This window comes from Natronocella acetinitrilica (assembly GCF_024170285.1).
Lineage (GTDB): Bacteria > Pseudomonadota > Gammaproteobacteria > Nitrococcales > Aquisalimonadaceae > Natronocella > Natronocella acetinitrilica.
This window is the reverse complement of the sequence record NZ_JALJXV010000001.1, coordinates 686,081-704,520: the sequence shown is the minus strand read 5'-3', so window position 1 is coordinate 704,520 and position 18,440 is coordinate 686,081. Positions and strand designations below refer to the sequence as shown.

The 18,440-nt window shown below is 62.2% G+C and carries 18 protein-coding genes; 7 read left to right on the top strand and 11 right to left on the bottom strand.

The features are described 5' to 3' along the window. Positions 1-212, top strand: a 212-nt coding sequence (locus J2T57_RS03325; protein WP_253474154.1) for an integrase core domain-containing protein, incomplete at its 5' end; no start/stop codon positions are given. Here the strand turns inward: J2T57_RS03325 and J2T57_RS03320 are convergent. From J2T57_RS03320 to J2T57_RS03275, 10 genes are all read right to left on the bottom strand, one after another. After that, positions 209-925, bottom strand: coding sequence for an ABC transporter ATP-binding protein (locus J2T57_RS03320; protein ID WP_253474151.1), 717 nt, complete (start codon positions 923-925; stop codon positions 209-211). The genes J2T57_RS03325 and J2T57_RS03320 overlap by 4 nt on opposite strands. Beyond that, positions 918-1,676, bottom strand: coding sequence for an ABC transporter ATP-binding protein (locus J2T57_RS03315; protein WP_253474148.1), 759 nt, complete (start codon positions 1,674-1,676; stop codon positions 918-920). Before J2T57_RS03315 ends, J2T57_RS03320 begins: the two co-directional genes overlap by 8 nt. After that, complete coding sequence (locus J2T57_RS03310) at positions 1,673-2,623, bottom strand: branched-chain amino acid ABC transporter permease (RefSeq protein ID WP_253474145.1); 951 nt, start codon at positions 2,621-2,623, stop codon at positions 1,673-1,675. The genes J2T57_RS03315 and J2T57_RS03310 overlap by 4 nt, the downstream gene beginning before the upstream one ends. After that, entirely contained in the window at positions 2,623-3,483 is an 861-nt protein-coding gene (locus tag J2T57_RS03305; protein ID WP_253474142.1) for a branched-chain amino acid ABC transporter permease, read from the bottom strand. Before J2T57_RS03305 ends, J2T57_RS03310 begins: the two co-directional genes overlap by 1 nt. 91 nt (positions 3,484-3,574) lie before the next feature. After that, entirely contained in the window at positions 3,575-4,840 is a 1,266-nt protein-coding gene (locus J2T57_RS03300) for an amino acid ABC transporter substrate-binding protein (RefSeq protein ID WP_253474139.1), read from the bottom strand. A 244-nt stretch (positions 4,841-5,084) separates the two neighbouring features. Next, the gene (locus J2T57_RS03295; protein ID WP_253474137.1) at positions 5,085-6,260 is read right to left on the bottom strand and encodes an oxamate carbamoyltransferase subunit AllG family protein; all 1,176 of its coding nucleotides are present in this window, start codon (positions 6,258-6,260) and stop codon (positions 5,085-5,087) included. Positions 6,261-6,273: 13 nt separating this feature from the next. Then, complete coding sequence (locus J2T57_RS03290) at positions 6,274-6,780, bottom strand: MarR family winged helix-turn-helix transcriptional regulator (RefSeq protein WP_253474135.1); 507 nt, start codon at positions 6,778-6,780, stop codon at positions 6,274-6,276. A gap of 136 nt (positions 6,781-6,916) precedes the next feature. Further along, positions 6,917-8,071 carry a 2Fe-2S iron-sulfur cluster-binding protein gene (locus tag J2T57_RS03285; protein ID WP_253474133.1) on the bottom strand — a complete coding sequence of 385 codons (1,155 nt, stop codon included), beginning with the start codon at positions 8,069-8,071 and terminating at the stop codon, positions 6,917-6,919. Next, positions 8,068-8,865, bottom strand: coding sequence for an FAD binding domain-containing protein (locus J2T57_RS03280; RefSeq protein WP_253474131.1), 798 nt, complete (start codon positions 8,863-8,865; stop codon positions 8,068-8,070). The genes J2T57_RS03285 and J2T57_RS03280 overlap by 4 nt, the downstream gene beginning before the upstream one ends. After that, on the bottom strand, positions 8,862-11,258 hold the full coding sequence (locus tag J2T57_RS03275) for a xanthine dehydrogenase family protein molybdopterin-binding subunit (RefSeq protein WP_253474129.1): 2,397 nt from the start codon (positions 11,256-11,258) through the stop codon (positions 8,862-8,864). The genes J2T57_RS03280 and J2T57_RS03275 overlap by 4 nt, the downstream gene beginning before the upstream one ends. A gap of 216 nt (positions 11,259-11,474) precedes the next feature. Between J2T57_RS03275 and J2T57_RS03270 the strand changes: the two genes are divergently transcribed. Further along, on the top strand, positions 11,475-12,737 hold the full coding sequence (locus J2T57_RS03270) for an amidohydrolase/deacetylase family metallohydrolase (RefSeq protein ID WP_253474127.1): 1,263 nt from the start codon (positions 11,475-11,477) through the stop codon (positions 12,735-12,737). An 18-nt stretch (positions 12,738-12,755) separates the two neighbouring features. Here J2T57_RS03270 and J2T57_RS03265 read toward each other — a convergent pair whose 3' ends face one another. Continuing rightward, complete coding sequence (locus J2T57_RS03265; protein WP_253474125.1) at positions 12,756-13,463, bottom strand: phosphoribosyltransferase; 708 nt, start codon at positions 13,461-13,463, stop codon at positions 12,756-12,758. 112 nt (positions 13,464-13,575) lie between these two features. Between J2T57_RS03265 and J2T57_RS03260 the strand changes: the two genes are divergently transcribed. The 5 genes from J2T57_RS03260 to J2T57_RS03240 all read left to right on the top strand — a co-directional run bounded on the left by J2T57_RS03260 (position 13,576) and on the right by J2T57_RS03240 (position 18,439). Beyond that, a complete protein-coding gene (locus J2T57_RS03260) occupies positions 13,576-14,652 on the top strand; it encodes an XdhC family protein (protein WP_366519057.1) in 1,077 nt (358 codons plus the stop codon). A gap of 8 nt (positions 14,653-14,660) precedes the next feature. Then, on the top strand, positions 14,661-15,296 hold the full coding sequence (locus tag J2T57_RS03255; RefSeq protein ID WP_366519056.1) for a nucleotidyltransferase family protein: 636 nt from the start codon (positions 14,661-14,663) through the stop codon (positions 15,294-15,296). Positions 15,297-15,493: 197 nt separating this feature from the next. After that, positions 15,494-16,495: a TRAP transporter substrate-binding protein gene (locus J2T57_RS03250; protein ID WP_253474116.1), complete on the top strand. Its 1,002-nt coding sequence runs from the start codon at positions 15,494-15,496 to the stop codon at positions 16,493-16,495. A 79-nt stretch (positions 16,496-16,574) separates the two neighbouring features. Then, positions 16,575-17,120, top strand: a complete 546-nt coding sequence (locus tag J2T57_RS03245) for a TRAP transporter small permease (RefSeq protein WP_253474113.1) — start codon at positions 16,575-16,577, stop codon at positions 17,118-17,120. 23 nt (positions 17,121-17,143) lie between these two features. Further along, a complete protein-coding gene (locus J2T57_RS03240; protein WP_253474110.1) occupies positions 17,144-18,439 on the top strand; it encodes a TRAP transporter large permease in 1,296 nt (431 codons plus the stop codon). Position 18,440 lies beyond the last annotated feature (1 nt).

The following is an 18,440-nucleotide window of genomic DNA, read 5'->3' as shown; positions in this document are numbered from 1 at the left end:
GGACCAACGGCAAGGCCGAGCGCTTCATACAGACCGCATTGCGGGAGTGGGCCTACGCCTTCAGTTACAGCAACTCCCGTGAACGCGCTGCACACTTGCCGCGCTGGGAGCATGATTACAATTGGCATCGCCAACACGGTAGCCTGAACAGAAAACCACCAATCAGCGTTCTCGGACTCTCCGGGGACAACCTATTGAGACTCCACACCTAGATCCCCAGGTACGCCTGCCTGATACGCGGGTCATCCGCGAGCACGCTGGTCTGACCTGCGGTTGCGACCCGTCCGGTCTCGATGACGAAGGCGCGACTTGCAAGTTCGAAGGCCGCCATGACGTCCTGCTCGACCAGCAGGATGGTGAGACCATCTTCATTGATCTTCCGCAGCGCGTCTCCCAGGCGCTCCACCAGTGCCGGGGCCAGGCCCAGGGATAGCTCATCGATCATGAGCAGCGTGGGGCGCGACATGATGCCGCGCCCGATTGCGCACATCTGCTGTTCACCACCGGACATCGTGACGGCATCCTGTCGACGCCTTTCACTCAGTATCGGAAACAGGTTGTAGACGTATTCCAGATCCTGGCGGATCCCTGCCCGATCATTGCGCAGATAGGCTCCGAGCAGCAGGTTATCCTCCACCGTCAGACCCTTGAACAAGCGGCGCCCCTCCGGCACATGGGCAATCCCGGCGGCAAGCACTTCGTTGGCAGTGGCTTTCGTGAGATCGCGACCGGCGAACTCGATCCGGCCCCCGAACTTGCGAACCAATCCCGAGATGGTGTGCAACAGGGTGGTTTTCCCGGCACCGTTGGAGCCGACAATGCAAACGATTTCCTCGGCGGACACATCCAGCCCGATGTCCCAGAGGACTTGGACATCGCCGTAGCCGGCAGCGAGGCCTTCGATGTTCAGCAGAGCATCAGCCATGAGTGGGATCCTTCAGGCGCTGGGCATACTTGCTGCCCAGATAGGCTTCGATGACACGCTCGTCGTTGACGACAGTCTGCGGGTCGCCTTCAGCAATGACGCCACCGCGCTCCATCACCACCACGCGCTGAGACACGCCGAGTACAACCTTCATGAGGTGTTCAATAATCAGGATCGTGACGCCCTGTTGCGAGATCCTGCGAATCAAATCCAGGGCTGTGTCGATTTCTGCGGCGTTCAGTCCGGCGTTTACTTCATCGAGCATCAGCACCTTCGGATTCATCGCCAGGCTCTTGGCCAGTTCCAGGCGCTTGCGATTGGGCAGCGTGAGCGAGGAGGCCATTTCCTCGGCCAGGTGGTCCAGACCAACGAAACTGAGCAACTCTCGCGCTCGGCGGCGCGCGGCCATCATGCTGTCCATGCCGCCCCCGAACACGGCACCCGCGGCAACGTTGTCCGTCACGGTTAGAGCCGGAAACGGCTGGACGATCTGGAATGTTCGGCAAAGGCCGCGTCGTGCCGCCTGAAAGGGCTTCTGTCGGGTCACATCCTGCCCGAAGAAAAGCACCTTCCCTTTATCCGGCGTATGGGCACCTGTCACCAGGTTGACCAGGGTTGTCTTGCCGGCGCCATTCGGTCCGATCAACCCGACGATCTCTCCTTCATTTAGATCCAGGGAGACGTCATCAACCGCCTGAATGCCACCGAATGCACGCGACAGGTTCTCGAGTCGCAGAACAGGCTGACTCATGATCGCACCCCCTCGGCGCCTCGCAGCCGATTCACGACCTTGCGGTATGACACCTTGAGCAGGCCGCCCGGAAGGAAGAAGATGAGGAAGACGATGATCCCGCCCAACACGGCTCTGTTCCAGTCGAGGAAGTTGGCCCAGAAGATTTCTTCAAGAATCACGAACGTTCCAGCACCAAGCACCGGGCCGAGCACCGTTCCCGGGCCTCCCAGCAACACCATCACGGGCACCTTGACGGTCATGAGAATGCTGAACGCGTCGGTGGGGTCGATGTAGCCCACCCAGGAGGCATAAACCGCCCCGGTGGTGCCACAGAACATGGCAGACAACGTGAACGCCACCACCTTATATAAAGTGGTGTTGATACCCACCATATTGGCGGCATCCTCGTTCTGACGAATGCAGTGCAGCCCGAAACCCAGTCGGTGCCTGTCCACGAACACGTTGAGGGCGAAGGTGATGAGCATGATTCCGATCATCACCATCAGGTAGAAGATGGCCACCTCGTCAGGACTCCAGCGCAACAAGGGGATATTGAGGCCATCACCACCCCCGGTGACGCTACGCCAGGAGGAAATCACCAGTCGGCAAACCTCCACAACCGCAATGGAGCCAATAGCGAAGTAGTGGCCCTTGAGACGGAGAATGATCGCGCCCAACGCGGCTGCGAAGGCCGCCACGACGATGGTGGCGAGCGTCCATGCCAGGAACATCGGCACGCCATTACGCTGGGCAATACCACCCACATAGCAACCAACGCCGAAGAAGGCGACAGTTGCAAAGGATGGGTAGCCCGTATAACCGCCGATGAAGTTCCACGAGAGGGCCAGGGAGGAATACATGGCGATCATGATCGCCGTGCGCACGATGTAGTTGTCGGCATGCAGCGGGGTGGTGGCCAGCAGCAGCACCCAGAGCACAAACAATCCAAGTCCGAGACGACTCATTATTCATACCCCTTCTTGCCGACCAGCCCCGTGGGTTTCACGACCAGCAGAATGAGCATCAGCAGAAAGCCGATGGTCAACGAATGCTGGGGACCAAAGAAGTGGCCAGAGATGCTCTCGATCAGACCCAGAGCCAGACCACCAACCAACGCACCCGGCACCGACCCAAGACCACCGATGACGCAGACCACGAAGGCCTTGCCCAGGTACATGCCGGTGAGATTCGTGGTCACCGGAAAAACCATCGCGAAGATGACACCAGCCGCGCCTGCCATCAGGGCGCCGATGCCGAAAGTGATGGCGTACACATGATTCACGCGGATACCCATCAGGGCGGCTGCAGCGCGATCCATGCGCACTGCGACGATTGCCCGACCGATCCTTGAGGCCCGCATCACATAGAACAGGACTCCCGTGAGGATCAGCGCAAGCGCCATTCCCAGCAGTCGATCGATGGGCATGTCGACCCCAAGAAAGGAGATACCGCCCAGATCCAACGTCACACGCCGCGGGGTCGCCGAGAAGTAGACCGTCATGATGTTGTAGAGAATCATGTCCAGGCCGAAAGTCAGGGTCAGGGTAGTCAGCACCGGCGCAGTGACGACCTTGTTGATGAACAGGAACTGGACCAGATAGCCGATGCCGAACAGCAGCAGGGCAACGATGGGGAGCATGATCAGCGGATGCACCCCGAAACTTTGCCAGGCAAAGAACGCGAGGTAGCCACCAAGCACGATGAAGGACCCGTGAAGCATGTTGATCACGTTCAACACGCCCCAGACCAGAGAAAACCCCACGGCAAGACAGGCATACAAGGCGCCCAGGACGAGCCCGTTAACGATGATCTGACCAAAATCCATGCGCTCCCCCCAGGGTCTCGTGGTACCGCGCGGTGTTGAGGATTGGCGGCCCACGGCGCACACCGCCGGGGCCGCTCGGTGGCGGTACGAATCAGCGACTCAGGATTCGCAGTTCGCCAGTGGCGATGGATTCCGGATAGAGGACGACGATTCGCTCGTCCTGCACCTGGATGATGGGCAGTTCCCGCGCCTCGTTCATTCCGTTTTCGCCGAAGCGGATGCTGCCGTAGAAGGTCTCGATATCGGTTTCCGCAAGGGCATCACGGATGGCCGAGCCATCCAGTGAACCGGCTCGCGGCAGCACGTCTTCAAGCATGGCCAGAGCGCCAGCGCATGAACCGTGGACGTAGTCCGGATCGGCACCATTGCTGATTTCCAGGAAGTCCTGGTAGAAGGAGTCCGTGGTCGGCCAGACACCCGTGCCCTCGTAGGTTGCAGAGTGGTGCCACCAACTCGAGGACGATACGTCCTCCGCCAGGCTACCCAACCCCTCGATGAACTCTTCATAGGCAGGCCCCGTCACCATCGTGACGATGGGAGCGTGCACGTTGAGGTCGGACATCTGCCGACGGGCAAGGATGAGATCCTGGGTGTAGCCGGTGATGTAGATCCAGTCCGGCTCGGCCCTGCGAATGCTGGTGAGCGACGAGGAGTGGTCGAGCGTACCAACCGAATACAACTCGTTGTAGACCACTTCCAGGCCGGCGGCTTCAGCTGCCGCGACCGTGGCCTCAGCCATGGATTTCGGGAACACGTCATCCCGACCCAGTACGGCGACACGACTCAGTTCCGGATGCCTCTCCATGAGGAAGTCGGTCATCGTCACGGTCATGTTCGCGTTGGGCGATAGCGTTCCGAACAGGTAGGGGTTCTGATTCGCGAACACGGACTCCGAGGAGGCAACACAGGCGATCGTCGGAACGCGGTAGCGCTCGCCCACGGTGCCGGTAATCACGGTGTGACCGGAGCCGAAGGGTGCCATGATGAGATGAGCGCGATCTCTGGTGATCAGTCGTTCCGCCAACTGACCGGCTCGTGGCCCGTCACTCTGATAGTCATACTCGAGAATCTCGACCTGATGGGCCTGCCCATTGATCTCGATACCGCCGTTGGCATTGACCTTCTCCGCCCACAAGCGGTAGACCTGTTGCTGCTTGTAACCTTCATCTGCCAGACCACCCGTCAGTGCCAGGGGCGCACCGATGCGAATGGTTTCCTGGGCAGAGGCCAACGGGCCAGCGAGCATGGCCGCTCCCGCGATTGCCAGACCCGCCATATAGCCCAGTGTCCTGACCGTCTTCGGGTGATCCCCAGCGGCGTGGCCATCCTGTCTCTTGTTGAAGATGCTCGTTTTCATCGTCTGCGCTCCAGTGAGTACCGCCGCCCCGCAACAAACCCGTCTCGCGGAGATGGCACGGCTTGTTCTTGGTAACTGCATGGAGCACTGATGCAAGGGCGGGGCCAAACATGAAACATACGGTTCATCAATGACATGGATAGGCAGGAGCAATAAAATATGCACCAGATTTTACTTAGTACACTAATTAGTGCACCAAGTAAGTGCGGATTTCTCGTCCTTTGGGGCAGACCTGGAGGGCCTTTCAGGTGTAGAGGGAGAGCGGATGCCTGGCGACGCCTCGACCGACGATGCCGAGCGCCCCGTCCGCATCCAGCGCCGCCAGACAGACGCCCGGCAGGCAATCCCCAGCGACGGCAGAGGCATTCATGCCCACCATTCGCTGCAGACCGGGATGCATGGCGACCAGCGCCTGCTCCCTTACCCGTTCCATGGACTGGAGCAGGCCGGGATCAGCGAGTAATGCGGCCTGCTCCGGAGCGGCATCCAGAGCCAGAGCACCCAGGCCCACCGCATCGATCAAGGCACTGTCGCCGATTGCCGGTAACCGCTTGCAGGCAGCCAGAGCGGGGCGGAGTGCCGGGCCGACCACTTCACCTGCCGGCGCCGTCAACCAGGTATCTGGCGCCTTGCCGAGCTTGATACCGAATTCGATGCCGTTGCCGCCGGCGGCGATCACCAGCATATTGGCCTTGCCATCCATTGCCGCGCCGACCATGCATCGGCATGCAGCCATCCACAGGTTCAGAAACCCCTGGGGATTGCCGCTCACGTACTCCTGAACTGCAGATGGCAGAGAGAGCGCGCCCAGCGACTGGCCCAGCATCGCGGAGCCGACGCCGACCCGGCCGTGGAGTTCATCGCCCTTGCTCAGGCTTTCCCGAGCCAACGGCAGAATGTCGACGGGCTTCGCCCATACGGCTTCGAGCGCGGGCGCCACCTGCTCGTGCACGAATCGAAGTCGCTCGACAACCTCCAGGTCAAACAGTCCGAAGCGCTGCGCCGGCCCTGTGCCATCACTGATCGGTGCATAACCGACACCGTTCGATCCATTCGCATCGATGACCCGGTGCAACCACATGGACCGGGACACCACGGCGGCAAGGGGAGTGACCAGGCCGACGTCCTGTGCGGGACGGAGAGAGACGGCACCGGAAAGGATCTGTTCGCGCGCCGAAGCGTAGCTGTCAGCCCGACCTTCAAACAGCAGTGCAGCACATGCGCCGTGCAGCATGGGCAGAGGAATGGCATCGGGCCCGGACAAGGGTGGCCCGGCATGCAGGAACACATCGGCGGGCAGGTTGAGAAACTCTTCAGCCGTTCCGGACCGCTCCCAGACCGGGCGGCTCGCCGCCATCCGGAGCGCCGCGCCCCTGGTTGCTTCATCCACGGATTCTTCTGCGGGGCGCTTAATGGACATGTGGTGCTCTCCCTTAGCGAATATTGAACGGTGCTCGCCCGAAAGCGTTGCCGGCCTCGACCAGCTCGGTCAGATACGCCACGAATCGCTCCCGATCCCTCGGCTTGAGATGACTCACGGTGCGATCATGGGCACGCTGGGCCGGCCCATGCATGCGATCGAGCAAGACTTCTCCCGCAGGAGTGAGCCAGACAAGACGCCGACGGCGATCCTTCTCCCCGGTGCGGCGTTTGAGCCAGCCCCCCACCTCCAGTCGCTTGACCACATTGGTGGTCGTGGCGTGGTCGATTCCGATGTTCTCAGCGAGGGTTTTCTGATCCATCTCTCCGGCGCGAAGGGCGGTGAGCAGGCTGTACTGCACCGGCGTGATGTCAAATTCGGCGCACTCCTCCAGGAACAGTGCAACGTGAATCTGATGCAGGCGGCGAATGAGAAAACCCGGTCTTGAAGAGAGTTTGAGCGTCTCTTCCGAGACGCTGACGGCGCCGTCCTTGCGCACTGAATTCTTGGTCGGTGACATGAATCGGGCTCCACGGAGGTTGAGAGGCTTGCGACACGGAGTGCCTCGGCAGCCCGTAACATGCCACCACCCAGGAGCAGCGCCAAGCGGCTTCGATTTGCAGACCGGGAAATCCGGGCAAGATCCCGGGCTGGAATTACCGGCCACCGCCAAACCATCGACGCAATCGCCTGGCCAATGCCGACAGGAAAAGCCGCATGGGATTGAGTTGCGCCGTCGCCGCCACCTCTCCACCGGAGAGTTGTCTATCCAGATTCGCCCGGAACTGATCGAGCATCACCTGAACAACGTCATCGACCAGCGCCCCCCGGCTGAACTGGGCCAGAGCCCCGGTGAGTTCGAACTCCAGAGCGACCTGCATGTCCGTGGTGCCGTCTTCCCCATCACCGACCACGAACTCGACAGAGCCTGTCGCCCGAGAGGCGGAGCGGCTGTCCACCCCCTCGCCGTCGACCTGACCGCGACGCCTGACATCGTCGTATTCGAGTCCGCCTTGCCCATCTATGCGGGTGAGAATCGGCCCGAGCCGAACCTCGATCACCCCAGTGACCTCGCCGTCCGAACCAACGTTTTCGAGTCGCGCGCCCGGAAGACAGGCGACGACCGCCTTGATGTCGTTGCGGATGAGGTGCCAGACAGCTTCGGGTTCATGGGTGAGTCCGAAGCGGCTTTCGATTCGTCTACGCGCACCGGACTGCTCGCTCTTCAGCGCACCCCGCGCCCGGCCGGCTTCAGGTGCTTCCAGTGACGTGGCATCGAAGTCCTGAGCCGCGATTGTCGGGAGCACGACGGCAGCCGCGGCGGGCAGCAGCGCCGGCTCATCCGTGACCGCGGCAAGCACCTTTTGTACGGCCTTGACGATGCCGGCATAGCCAGTGCAACGGCATAGATTCCCACTCAGCTCTTCGCGGATCGTTCGTTCAGCGGGCTGCCGGCCGGCATAGCGGATGACGATATCGCGGGCGGTGATCAGCATGCCTGGCGTGCAGTAGCCGCACTGCAGTGCATGCTCCTCCGAGAAGGCATCGCGCAAACGTGCCATCAGGGGTTCATCATCAAAGCTCTCGATGGTGGAGATCCGGTGATCGCTGCAGGCGGCTGCATAGGTGATGCACGATCGAACCGGCCGGCCATCCATGAGGACGGTACAGGCGCCGCAGATACCGTGTTCACAGCCCACATGAGTGCCCGTGAGCAGCAGGTCATCCCGCAACAGATCGGCGAGGTGCGTACGGCCCTCGACGTCGCGCTGAATGAGGCGGTCATTGACTGTCAGGTTAACCGTGTTCATGCAACCTCGCTCATCCGGGCGGCGCGCCGGACGACTTCCAGGTAGACGGCGCTGTCGATCTCGTCGATCGTCGGCGCCTCTGTTTCAAGCGCTGCCGAGAGCATGGCCTCGTCCGGCAAACCGGAGGCGTCGACGACCACGGGCCGTCCGCCCGTCGCGCCCATGACGACGCGGGTCCGGTCTTCAGCTGCCGCCTGAAACACCACGCCGATGGCACGCGCAAGTTCACCGGTCTTGCGGCAAGTCTTGAAGTAGCCGAACCGGCTGTCCCGGTGAACCTGGCGGATACGCACGGCAACCAGGATCTCGTCGTCGCGACGCGCCGTGGCGAAAGCACCCGTCACGAAATCCGTCAGGCGCATGCGGCGAGCCCCCCGGGCTGATCGCAACAGCACCTCGGCATCCAGGGCCATGAGACTGGAGACCCAGTCCGCAGCGGGGTCGGCATGGGCCAGGCTGCCACCGATGGTGCCGCGATTGCGGACGGCGCGATAGGCAATGCCCGCCGCCACCCGCGGCAGGATCCCGTTGGTGAGATCCGGCAACAGACCATCTTCGATTTCGGCATGTGTCACGCCCGCGCCGATAATGAGACCTTCGCTGTCCTCGGCATAGCCACGCAGCTCCGGCAAGAGCGAGACATCCACAAGCGCTTCCGGTTGGGCGAGCCGAAGATTGAGCATCGGTCCCAGCGACTGGCTGCCCGAGACAACCATGGATCCGCCTGCGGCAATGACCTTCAGGGCATCATCCAGCCTCGCGGGTCGGTCATACTGGAACCGGGCCGCCTTCATCCCGCCACCCCCTGCCTTTTCTGCGCTATCTCCTGCTGCGACGCCTGCCTGGCCGCATGGATGGCCTCCAGCACCCTTCGGGGGGTAATCGGCACGCTGCAGATCTCCGCCCCGACAGGCCGAAGCGCATCGTTCACCGCATTGGCAATGGCCGCCGGCGGCCCGATGGCTCCACCTTCGCCAATACCCTTCTGCCCGAAACGGGTATACGGCGACGGCGTCTCCATGTGTTCAATTGCCATATCCGGCACCTCGGTGGGACCAGGCAACAGGTAGTCCGACAACGTCGAGGCCTGGGGCTGCGCGTTACGGTCATAGGGCATCTCTTCATAGAGCGCGGTACCGATCCCCTGGGCGACACCACCATAGACCTGCCCATCAACGATCATGGGGTTCACCAGCACGCCACCATCCTCGACGACCACGTAATCGAGCAGCTCGATATCACCGAGCACGGGATCTACCGCTACCACCACGGCATGTGCGGCGTAACTGAAGGTGCCGCTGTCGCGACCTGTCTTGTAGCCCGCGGTGACCTCGAGGCCACCGGAGTCGACGTCGTCCGGCAGGTTCTGAGGCTTCAGATACCAGGTATGCGCGATGTCTTCGATGGATACCGCGTTACCGGACTCTGCCGCAACGCCGCCCTGTGCCAGCGTCACGCTGCCCGGCTCCACGGAGAGCAACTTGGCACCGATTCGACGAATACGTTCTGCGAGTTGCTCGCATGCGGTGGCGACAGCCCCGCCTGCCATGACCATGCAGCGCGAACCCCAGGTGCCTGTCGAGTAGGGCGTGTAGGCGGTATCACCGTGCACGACACGGATCTGCGCAATGTCGAGGCCGAGAACTTCATGGGCGACCTGGGCCAGCGTAGTCTCGAGCCCCTGACCGTGGGAGTGCACACCGACGCGCACCTCCAGGCCACCATCGGGAGTCAGCCTCACCGTCGCCTGTTCGTGACCCGGCACCATGGGGATGCCCCAACCGGCGTAGACGGACGTGCCGTGGGCGGCCTGCTCACAGAAGATCGAGAAACCGATGCCGATCAGGCGACCGTCCGCCTCGCCCTGCTCCTGTCGGCGGCGAATGTCGGGCAGCTTGATGGCGGCCACCGCGCGGCGAAGACATTCCGGATAGTCGCCGCTGTCGAAATGCTTGTTGGTGATGTTGTCGAAGGGCATGGACTCCGGGCGGACCAGCGCCTCCATACGCACCTCCGACGGCTCGCGTCCAACCGCGCGAGCGATGGCGTCGATGGTCAACTCCATGGCGAAACAGACACCCGTCCGGGCGACACCGCGGTACGGAAGGATGGCGGCCTTGTTGGTCGCAACGGATGTGGTGCGACAGCGATACGCCTGGAAATCGTAGGGTCCCGGCAAAATGCTCGCAACCTGGGCACCTTCCAGACACGCGGAAAACGGATAGGCAGAGTAGGCGCCCGCGTCCACATGCGCGTCGGCGTCGAGGGCCAGCAGCCGACCCCGCTCGTTGGCGTAGGCGGTTATCCGGTAGTGATGCTCACGGCAGTTGGCATTGGCGGTGAGCTGCTCCCGGCGATCTTCCAGCCAGCGAACGGGCCGCCCGGTGTGCATGGCGAGCCACGCAGCGCAGACCTCTTCCGCCAGCAAAATGCCCTTGTAACCGAAACCACCGCCCACGTCGGGAGCGACCACGCGAACCTGCTCGTGACGGAGCCCCAGGCAATCGCAGAGCCCGGTGCGCACGATATGGGGCATCTGCGTTGCCGTGTAGACCACCAGTTGCTCCAACCGCCGATCCCAGACGGCAAGCACCGCACGCCCCTCGATGGGCGACATGCATTGGCGGGCAGTGCGGAATTCGCGCTCGACACGCACCGCCGCGGTGCGGCGGACAGAATCGATGTCTCCATCGACAAAGGTCTGCTGGAATACGTTGTCGCCCCACTCTTCATGGACCAGCGACGCGCCTGGCTCAAGGGCTTCCAGCATGTCGCTGACTGCGGGGATCGGCTCCATGTCAACGCGGGTCGCAGCGGCCAGGTCCTCGGCTTCGCCCCGTGTTGGAGCAAGGCAGGCGGCCAGCAACTCGCCGACGAAGCGAACCTTGTCCACCGCCAGTATGGGCTGCTCGGACACCTTGAAACCCGGTAGCGCGGAGACCGCACGGATCGCCTTCACACCGACCAGGTCGGCGCTTGCAAAGACCTGACGCTCAGCACCCTCCGGCTTGGTAATGCCTGTCAAATGGGCATGGGCCAGAGAACTGCGCAGGAAGGCCAGTTCCTGCATACCGGGCAACTGCATGTCACCCACGTACTCGCCCTTGCCGCGAAGGTAACGATCGTCCTCCTTGCGTCGCACGCGACTGCCGACCCCCGAGCCGTCCTGCCTGCCTTGCTCCGCCATACGGTGCCTCCTGTGACTGACAGAACGCTTTGCAAACGTCGTGCCGAACCGCGATCCGGCGTCAACGTGCAATCGTGGGTGAACAACCCGATTTTTCATGCTAGCTTAAACTTAGTGTACTGCATATTTATCCTGCAACCCCGACTCACGGGCCCGCGACTCAACCGCCTCCGGCTCGTGAAGCTGCGGATACGACCCACTGAAAGGAGACCGACCATGGCCGAACCCGCTTTTGACCTTATCCTGCGCGGTGGCCGGGTGATCGACCCAGCCAACGGTATCGACGCCGTGATGGACGTGGCCATCACCGGAGATCGCATCGCCGCCGTGGCGACAGGACTGCGTGGGGAGCAAGCGCGCGAGGTCATCGACGTCCAGGGCAAACTGGTCACGCCCGGCCTGATTGACACCCATGCCCATGTGTTCCAGCACGTGACCGGGCGCTTTGGCCTGAATGCCGATGTCTGCGGCGTTCGCAGTGGTGTCAGCACCCTGGTGGACCAGGGCGGCCCCAGTCTCATGACGCTGCCGGCCTTCAGACATTACGTGGCCGAGCCCTCCAACAGTCGGGTGCTGTGCTTCCTGTCGACGTACCTGGTCGGCGGATTGGAGGGGCATCTCTATCCCCAGCTCTATGGCCCGGATTGCGTCGATGTGGATGACACCATCCGGGTGGGCCTGGAAAACCGGGATATCGTCCGCGGGGTCAAGGCCCATGCCGAGGTAGGCGGCAAATCACGCTGGGGCATGGACGTGATCCGCAAGGCCCGTGACATCGCCCGCGGGCTGGACGTTCCGCTCTATATTCATCTCGGTCAACTCTGGCCCGAGAAGGAAAAAGGCATCGTCGATCCGGACAGTGTCATCGAGGAGCTGGTTCCGATCATGGCCGAAGGCGACATACTCGCCCACCCGTTTACGCGTCATCCCGGCGGCTTCATCTCCACGAAGAGCGGCGATGTGCACCCCATCGTGAAAGTTGCACTGGAGCGGGGCGTACGGGTGGATGTGGGGCATGGCTCCCACTTCAGTTTCGATATGGCGCGTCGCGTTCTGGACGCGGGCATCATTCCGGACACCCTGGGCGCGGACATGCACGGCTACAACACCCATGTCGGTTCATTGAGCGAGGCGGAGTCGGAGGATAACCCCTTCTTCGGCAAAGTCCGTTTCTGCCTGACCCACGCCATGACCGAGTTGCTTGCGCTGGGCCTGCCTATGGATACCGTGATCGCAACCGCGACCAGCAATGCGGCGCGCATGATCGGCATGGACGATGAACTGGGCGCCCTGACCAAGGGTCGCATCGCAGATATCGCGGTCCTCGACGTCCATACGGGCAACTTCGAACTCACCGACAATTCCGGCGTCAGCGTCAAGACCGATCGCGCCATCATGCCGGCATTTTCACTGCGAGCCGGCCAGTACATGGCCGTGGACAGCCCCGTGGTGGTGGAGCCAATGCGGTTGGCGAGCTGATCGGATGGCTGGGTGGGGTCAGCGCCGCTCCACCCAGCCATCAGGCACCGCCTGCAGAAGAGGCGACTCCAGTACGCCGCACACACGCCGGCTGCGCTCCTCACCAAGCCGGTGCAACCAGCGCTTGCCCTGTAACATCAGAACGCCACAGCCGATGACCTGCATGCCAAGCGCTTCGCAAAAATCCCATGTCTGCTCCATGGAGTGGCCACTGCTGATCGTGTCGTCGACCAGGGCGACCTTCCGTCCCCTGGCCAGGGGCAACAGGTTGGGATCAAGATAGAGCCGCTTGTCGGAATCGGGGGAGGTTATCGAGCGGATACTTGTGGACAAGCTGTCGTCGTACCAGAACTTGCGCGAGTAACCGAGGGGCAGGAAACGGGTGTGATTCAGCCTGCCGGCCACCGTCGGGATCACAGTCAAGCCCAAAGTCGGCAGACCCAGGAGGAAATCCGGCCGCAGTGCCGCCAGCCGCTCCGCCAGCATGCCCGAGAGTTCCTCGACAACAGACATGGCCGCCTGGTTACAAATCAGGGATGCAACAGCATACTCCGGCGTGTCCGCCAATTGACGAATCGGCAGTCGCAGTACGCGGCCGTCCGGCAATCTAGCAGGATAATGGTACTGCCAGGGCGGTTCCGACTGGCAGCCGGGAGCGTCCTCGATGGACTGCCAGTAATGCGTGGTCGGCTCAGTGAAATGCCCGTCTGCAACGGTCCTGTTCATGATAAGACTTGGTGCCCGATGATGACCTTGATAGTCGCACGAATCCGGCCGGACCACGATGCAGGACACCCTGGCCAGGAACGTCTTGCCACCGATTCGCGCCACGTGAAGCGTGAACTGCTGGTCCGGCATTCGAGAGGATGACAGCTTGAACCACCCATTGGTAAGCACACCCGTCCAATCAGTCGCAATCCTGCGGGCAGCCCGGACCTGGCGGCAGGAAGGGCGCCGTGTGGCGCTTGCAACAGTGGTCCGTACCTGGGGTTCATCGCCTCGCCCCATCGGCAGCATGCTGGCAGTTGACGAGAACTTCGACATGTTGGGCTCGGTTAGCGGCGGTTGCGTTGAGGGTGTCACCGCGGCTGCGGCAGTGGAAATAATCCGGACGGGGGGCAGTCGTGTCCTCACCTTCGACGTAAGCAGGGAACAGGGGCTGGACGTAGGCCTGTCCTGCGCGGGTCGAATCGAGGTCTGTATCGAGCGGTTCGATGAGCTGGATGACCCCCTGTCCTGCGATGTGGTCGACTCGGTTCTTGGCCATCATGACGCCGATCGCGGGGCTGTGCTCGCCTGCCGACTCGCCGACCGCAAGCGAACAACTGTTACCGAGGACGATTGTTCGGCACTTGGGGACGCGGCCAGGGTGGCGATGACAGCTGATCGCAGTGAAACCGTCGCCGTGGAAGGCGAACCCTGGCTACTGCAGGTGTTCATGCCACCACGCCGGCTGGTTGTGATTGGCGCGTCAGATATCGCGCAGGCGCTTTCAGTGATGGCCTCAAGCATTGGCTACGCCGTAATCGTGCTCGACCCGCGATCCGCATTCGCTTCGGAAAAGCGGTTCCCGGGCATGGAGATTCTTCCAGTCTGGCCGGACAAGGGACTTGATGCGCTGGGCCTGGGTTCCCGGACCGCCGTCATCACCCTGTCGCATGATCCCAAACTCGATGATCCGGCGCTGGCAAGGGCACTCGCGAGCGAGGTTTTTTATGTTGGTGCGCTTGGCAGCCGGCGCACCCATGCGAATCGAATGGAGCGGTTGCGGCAGTCTGGCCTTGCCCAGGAAGCCCTGTCGCGGATCCGGGCGCCGATTGGCCTGAACATCGGCGCCCGGGAACCTGCCGAGATCGCACTGGCAATCCTCGCAGAGATCGTTCAGACAGCACGTCAACCAGGGACACACTCTTGAGAGCAGTTGTGCCGAATCATCGCGCAGTCTCCGCGCTGATTCTCGCTGCTGGCGCCTCCCGACGAATGGGCGACAAGAACAAATTGCTGATGGCCTGGCGCGGAGAACCCATGGTCCGTCAGGTTGCGCGAAAGGCGCTGGCAAGCGGTGCCCGGGATGTCGTTGTGGTGACTGGCTATCGGTCGGAGACCATAAAGAACGCGCTCGCGGGGCTGCCACTGCGCATCGTGTTCAACCCGAACCACGGCAAGGGCATGGGAACCTCGCTTGCCAGGGGCATCGCATCGCTTCGACCCGACACCTCTGCGGTCCTGGTCTGCCTGGCCGACATGCCCTTCGTTCAGGTGTCGACCATGAACAGACTGATCGGCCGGTACCGGTCCGCGCGGGGCCAATCGCTCTGCGTACCAACCCATCTCGGTCGCGCTGGCAACCCGGTCCTGCTGCCCATGCGCCACTTTGCCGCCCTCAGGCGCTTGCGGGCAGACTCGGGTGCACGGCACCTGATCCGTCAGGCCGCTGAACTGGTAGAGCAAGTCGAAGTTAATGATCCCGGCATTCTCCGGGATATCGATGACCGGAAGGACTGGGCTCGCACGCTGAAATCAGCTGGCGGCGACCAGCCAATCCTGCCCGATCTTTGAACAGACCTGCACCATAACCGGGCGACACCTTCCCGTAAGCACGTTCCAAGTTGCTGTTTTCACCCTCAAGGCCCGCGATGGCATGCATAATGCAATATCTGCTCCTAGACATAAAAAGGAGCTGCACCGGGCATATGAGCGCCCACGAATGAGGAGGACGGTCACTCAATTCATAAAACGAACCAGGAGACTCTCCTATGCACCGCCTTACCTTGACCTCCGTGATCGCCACCGGGTTGCTCACCGTCAGCTCCCTGGTCTCTGCCCAGCAGACCGTCAACGTGTCCTACAACGTCGCCGAGGGATCGAGCTGGCATCAGGGCGCGGAGCGCTTCGCCGAACTGGTGGAAGACTATTCCGATGGCGCCTACGTGGTTCGCCTCCATCCCAACGCGGCCCTTGCCGGCGGCAGTGACCGGGTCGAGATGGAAATGACCCAGTCGGGTGCCATTCAGTTTCTGATCAAGTCCACCACGTGGATGACCGGGCTCGACGATCGCTTCCAGGCCATCGGCCTGCCCTGGCTGTTCCCCAGTCACGATGTTGCCAACGCTGTCATGGACGGGCCGGCGGGCGATGTCCTGTTCGACGATCTGGATCGCCGGGACCTGGTGGGCCTGGCCTGGGGCGTTAACGGCTTCCGCCAGGTGACCAACTCGGAACGCGAAATCACCGAGCCGGCTGATCTGGACGGGCTGCGCATCCGGGTGCCGGGTATCGAAATGTACCTGTCCATCTTCAATGAGCTTGGCGCATCGCCCACCACCATGAACTTCGCGGAAGTCTTCACCGCTTTGCAGACCGGCGCCGTGGACGGCCAGGAAAACCCCATGTCGCTGATTTCCTCGTCGCGCTTCAGCGACGTCCAGGACTACATGACCATCTGGAACTATTCCTACGACGCCCTGGCCTTCGTCAGTGGCACCCCGTTCTGGAACAGCATCAGCGCCGAGGACCAGGAAATGTTCACCCGGGCAGCCCAGGAAGCCATGGACTTCCAGCGCGAAGTCGTGGCCCAGGAGGACATGGAACTGGCCGATGCACTGGCAGACGCCGGGATGACGGTGACTACCCTCTCCGATGAGCAGCTTGCCGCGTTCCAGGAGGTTCTGGAGCCGGTCTACGCCGCCTACAAGGAGTCCCTCGGCGCCGACTTCGTTGAACTGTTCGAAAACGGCGTGGCGGAAGCCATCGAGTAGGACACCCGGTTCGGCAAGCGCCGGGGCCGTATCGCCCCGGCGTTTCCTGTCAGAACACTCATCCGTAAAGGGGAAGACCATGCCCAGGCCCTTGCGACGCGCGCTGTGGGTGATCGATCACGTGGAGGAGGCAATTCTCATTCTCTGCATGACCGGTATCACCGTGCTCACCTTCGCCGCCGTGCTGGCACGTTACGTGTTCCGGATGCCCATTGCCGGCGCCGACGAGATCGCCACTTTCCTGTTTCTCTGGGCGGCCCTGTTCGGGGCTGCAGCGGCCTTCAAGTATAACCAGCACGGCAGCATGCCACTGCTCGCCGACCGGCTCTCGCCCCAGGCGAGACGGGTCGCCGACCTGCTGGTGCTGGCCGTGACGGCGGCGTTCTTTGCCTTCCTGACCTACTACACCTGGCGGTTCCTGGCGCAATCCATCCGCATCGGCCAGAGAAGTTCAGCGACAGGCATGCCGGTGTGGATCATCAACGCCGGGATCTTCGGCGCGCTTCTGCTCTGCAGCCTGCGGTGCGCCATCGCCATCATTCGGGACCTGGCCGGTCTGCCAAGACACAAACCCATGCCCGGCGCAGACGACCCCACCGCCGAGAATTCCATCAGACAGCCGTGAGTCTGCACTGAGGTAGACACCCCATGGACATCCTTGCCAGCGCCGGCGTCATCGCCCTGCTGCTCTTTTTCGGTTTCCTGCTGCTCAATTTCCCGATTTCCATTTCCCTCGGGCTGGGCGGCGTGATCGTTTTCATCTACTTCCAGATCGGGCCCCTGACCACGCTGCCCATGATCTTCTCGGGGGCAATCGATTCATTCACCCTGCTGGCAATACCGCTGTTCATCATTGCCGGCAACATGATCGCCCAGGCAGGCATTGCCACACGCTTGGTTCACCTGGCCCAGGTCATCTTCGGTGGCCTCCCCGGCGGGCTGGCCATTACCGTGGTGGTGGCGGGTGCCTTCCTGGGTGCGCTATCCGGTTCGAACGTGGCGGCTATTGCGGCTCTGGGTTTCATGATCGGCGCCATGCACAAGACCGGCTACCCGCTACCGTTCGCCTGTGCCACCGTTGCCGCCGGTTGCACCTTCGGGGTGGTCATCCCCCCCAGCATCAACCTGATCCTCTACGGAGTGATCGCCAACGCATCCATTCCGGCGCTGTTCGCCGCTGGTATCGGGCCGGGGCTGCTGCTGGCCATCGTCCTGTCGACCTACATCTATATCGTTGCCCGCCGCAACAATTTTCCCATAGCCGATGTGGAGCGCTCCTGGCCGGAATTCTGGAAAGCCCTGCGCTCGGCATTCTGGGGGCTGATGGCACCGGTGATCATCCTCGGGGGCATCTACGGCGGCATCTTTACCGCGACGGAGGCAGCAGCCGTTGCCGTGGTGTACATTTTCCTCGTGGATCGTTTCATCTACCGGGAAATTGCCTGGCGGGACTACCCGTACCTGATGCTCAACTCCGGGATCACCACCGGGGTCGTGATGCTGATCCTCGCCATGGCCTCGATCCTGTCCTACATCCTGATGATCGACGGCACGTCCATGCAGGTCCGGGACTGGCTGTTGACCGCCAGCGGAGAGAGCACCGGGCTGACGCTGCTATACATCAACCTGATCCTGTTTGTCGCCGGTGCGTTCCTTGATCCGGTGTCGGCCATCTACCTGCTGGTTCCCCTGCTGCTGCCAACGGTGAGAGCTCTGGAGGTGGACGTGGTGCACTTCGGAGCCATCATGACCACCAACCTGTCCATGGCGCATATCACCCCGCCCATCGGCCTGGCGCTGTATCTGGCATCGCAGATTGCGGGCATCCCATTTACCAAGGCAGCACGGGCGGTGCTGCCTTTCGTGGCCTGCGAGATCGTGGTGTTGATGCTGGTGACCTACGTACCGTTTATCTCGCTGTTCTTCGTGCGCTTGCTGACATAAG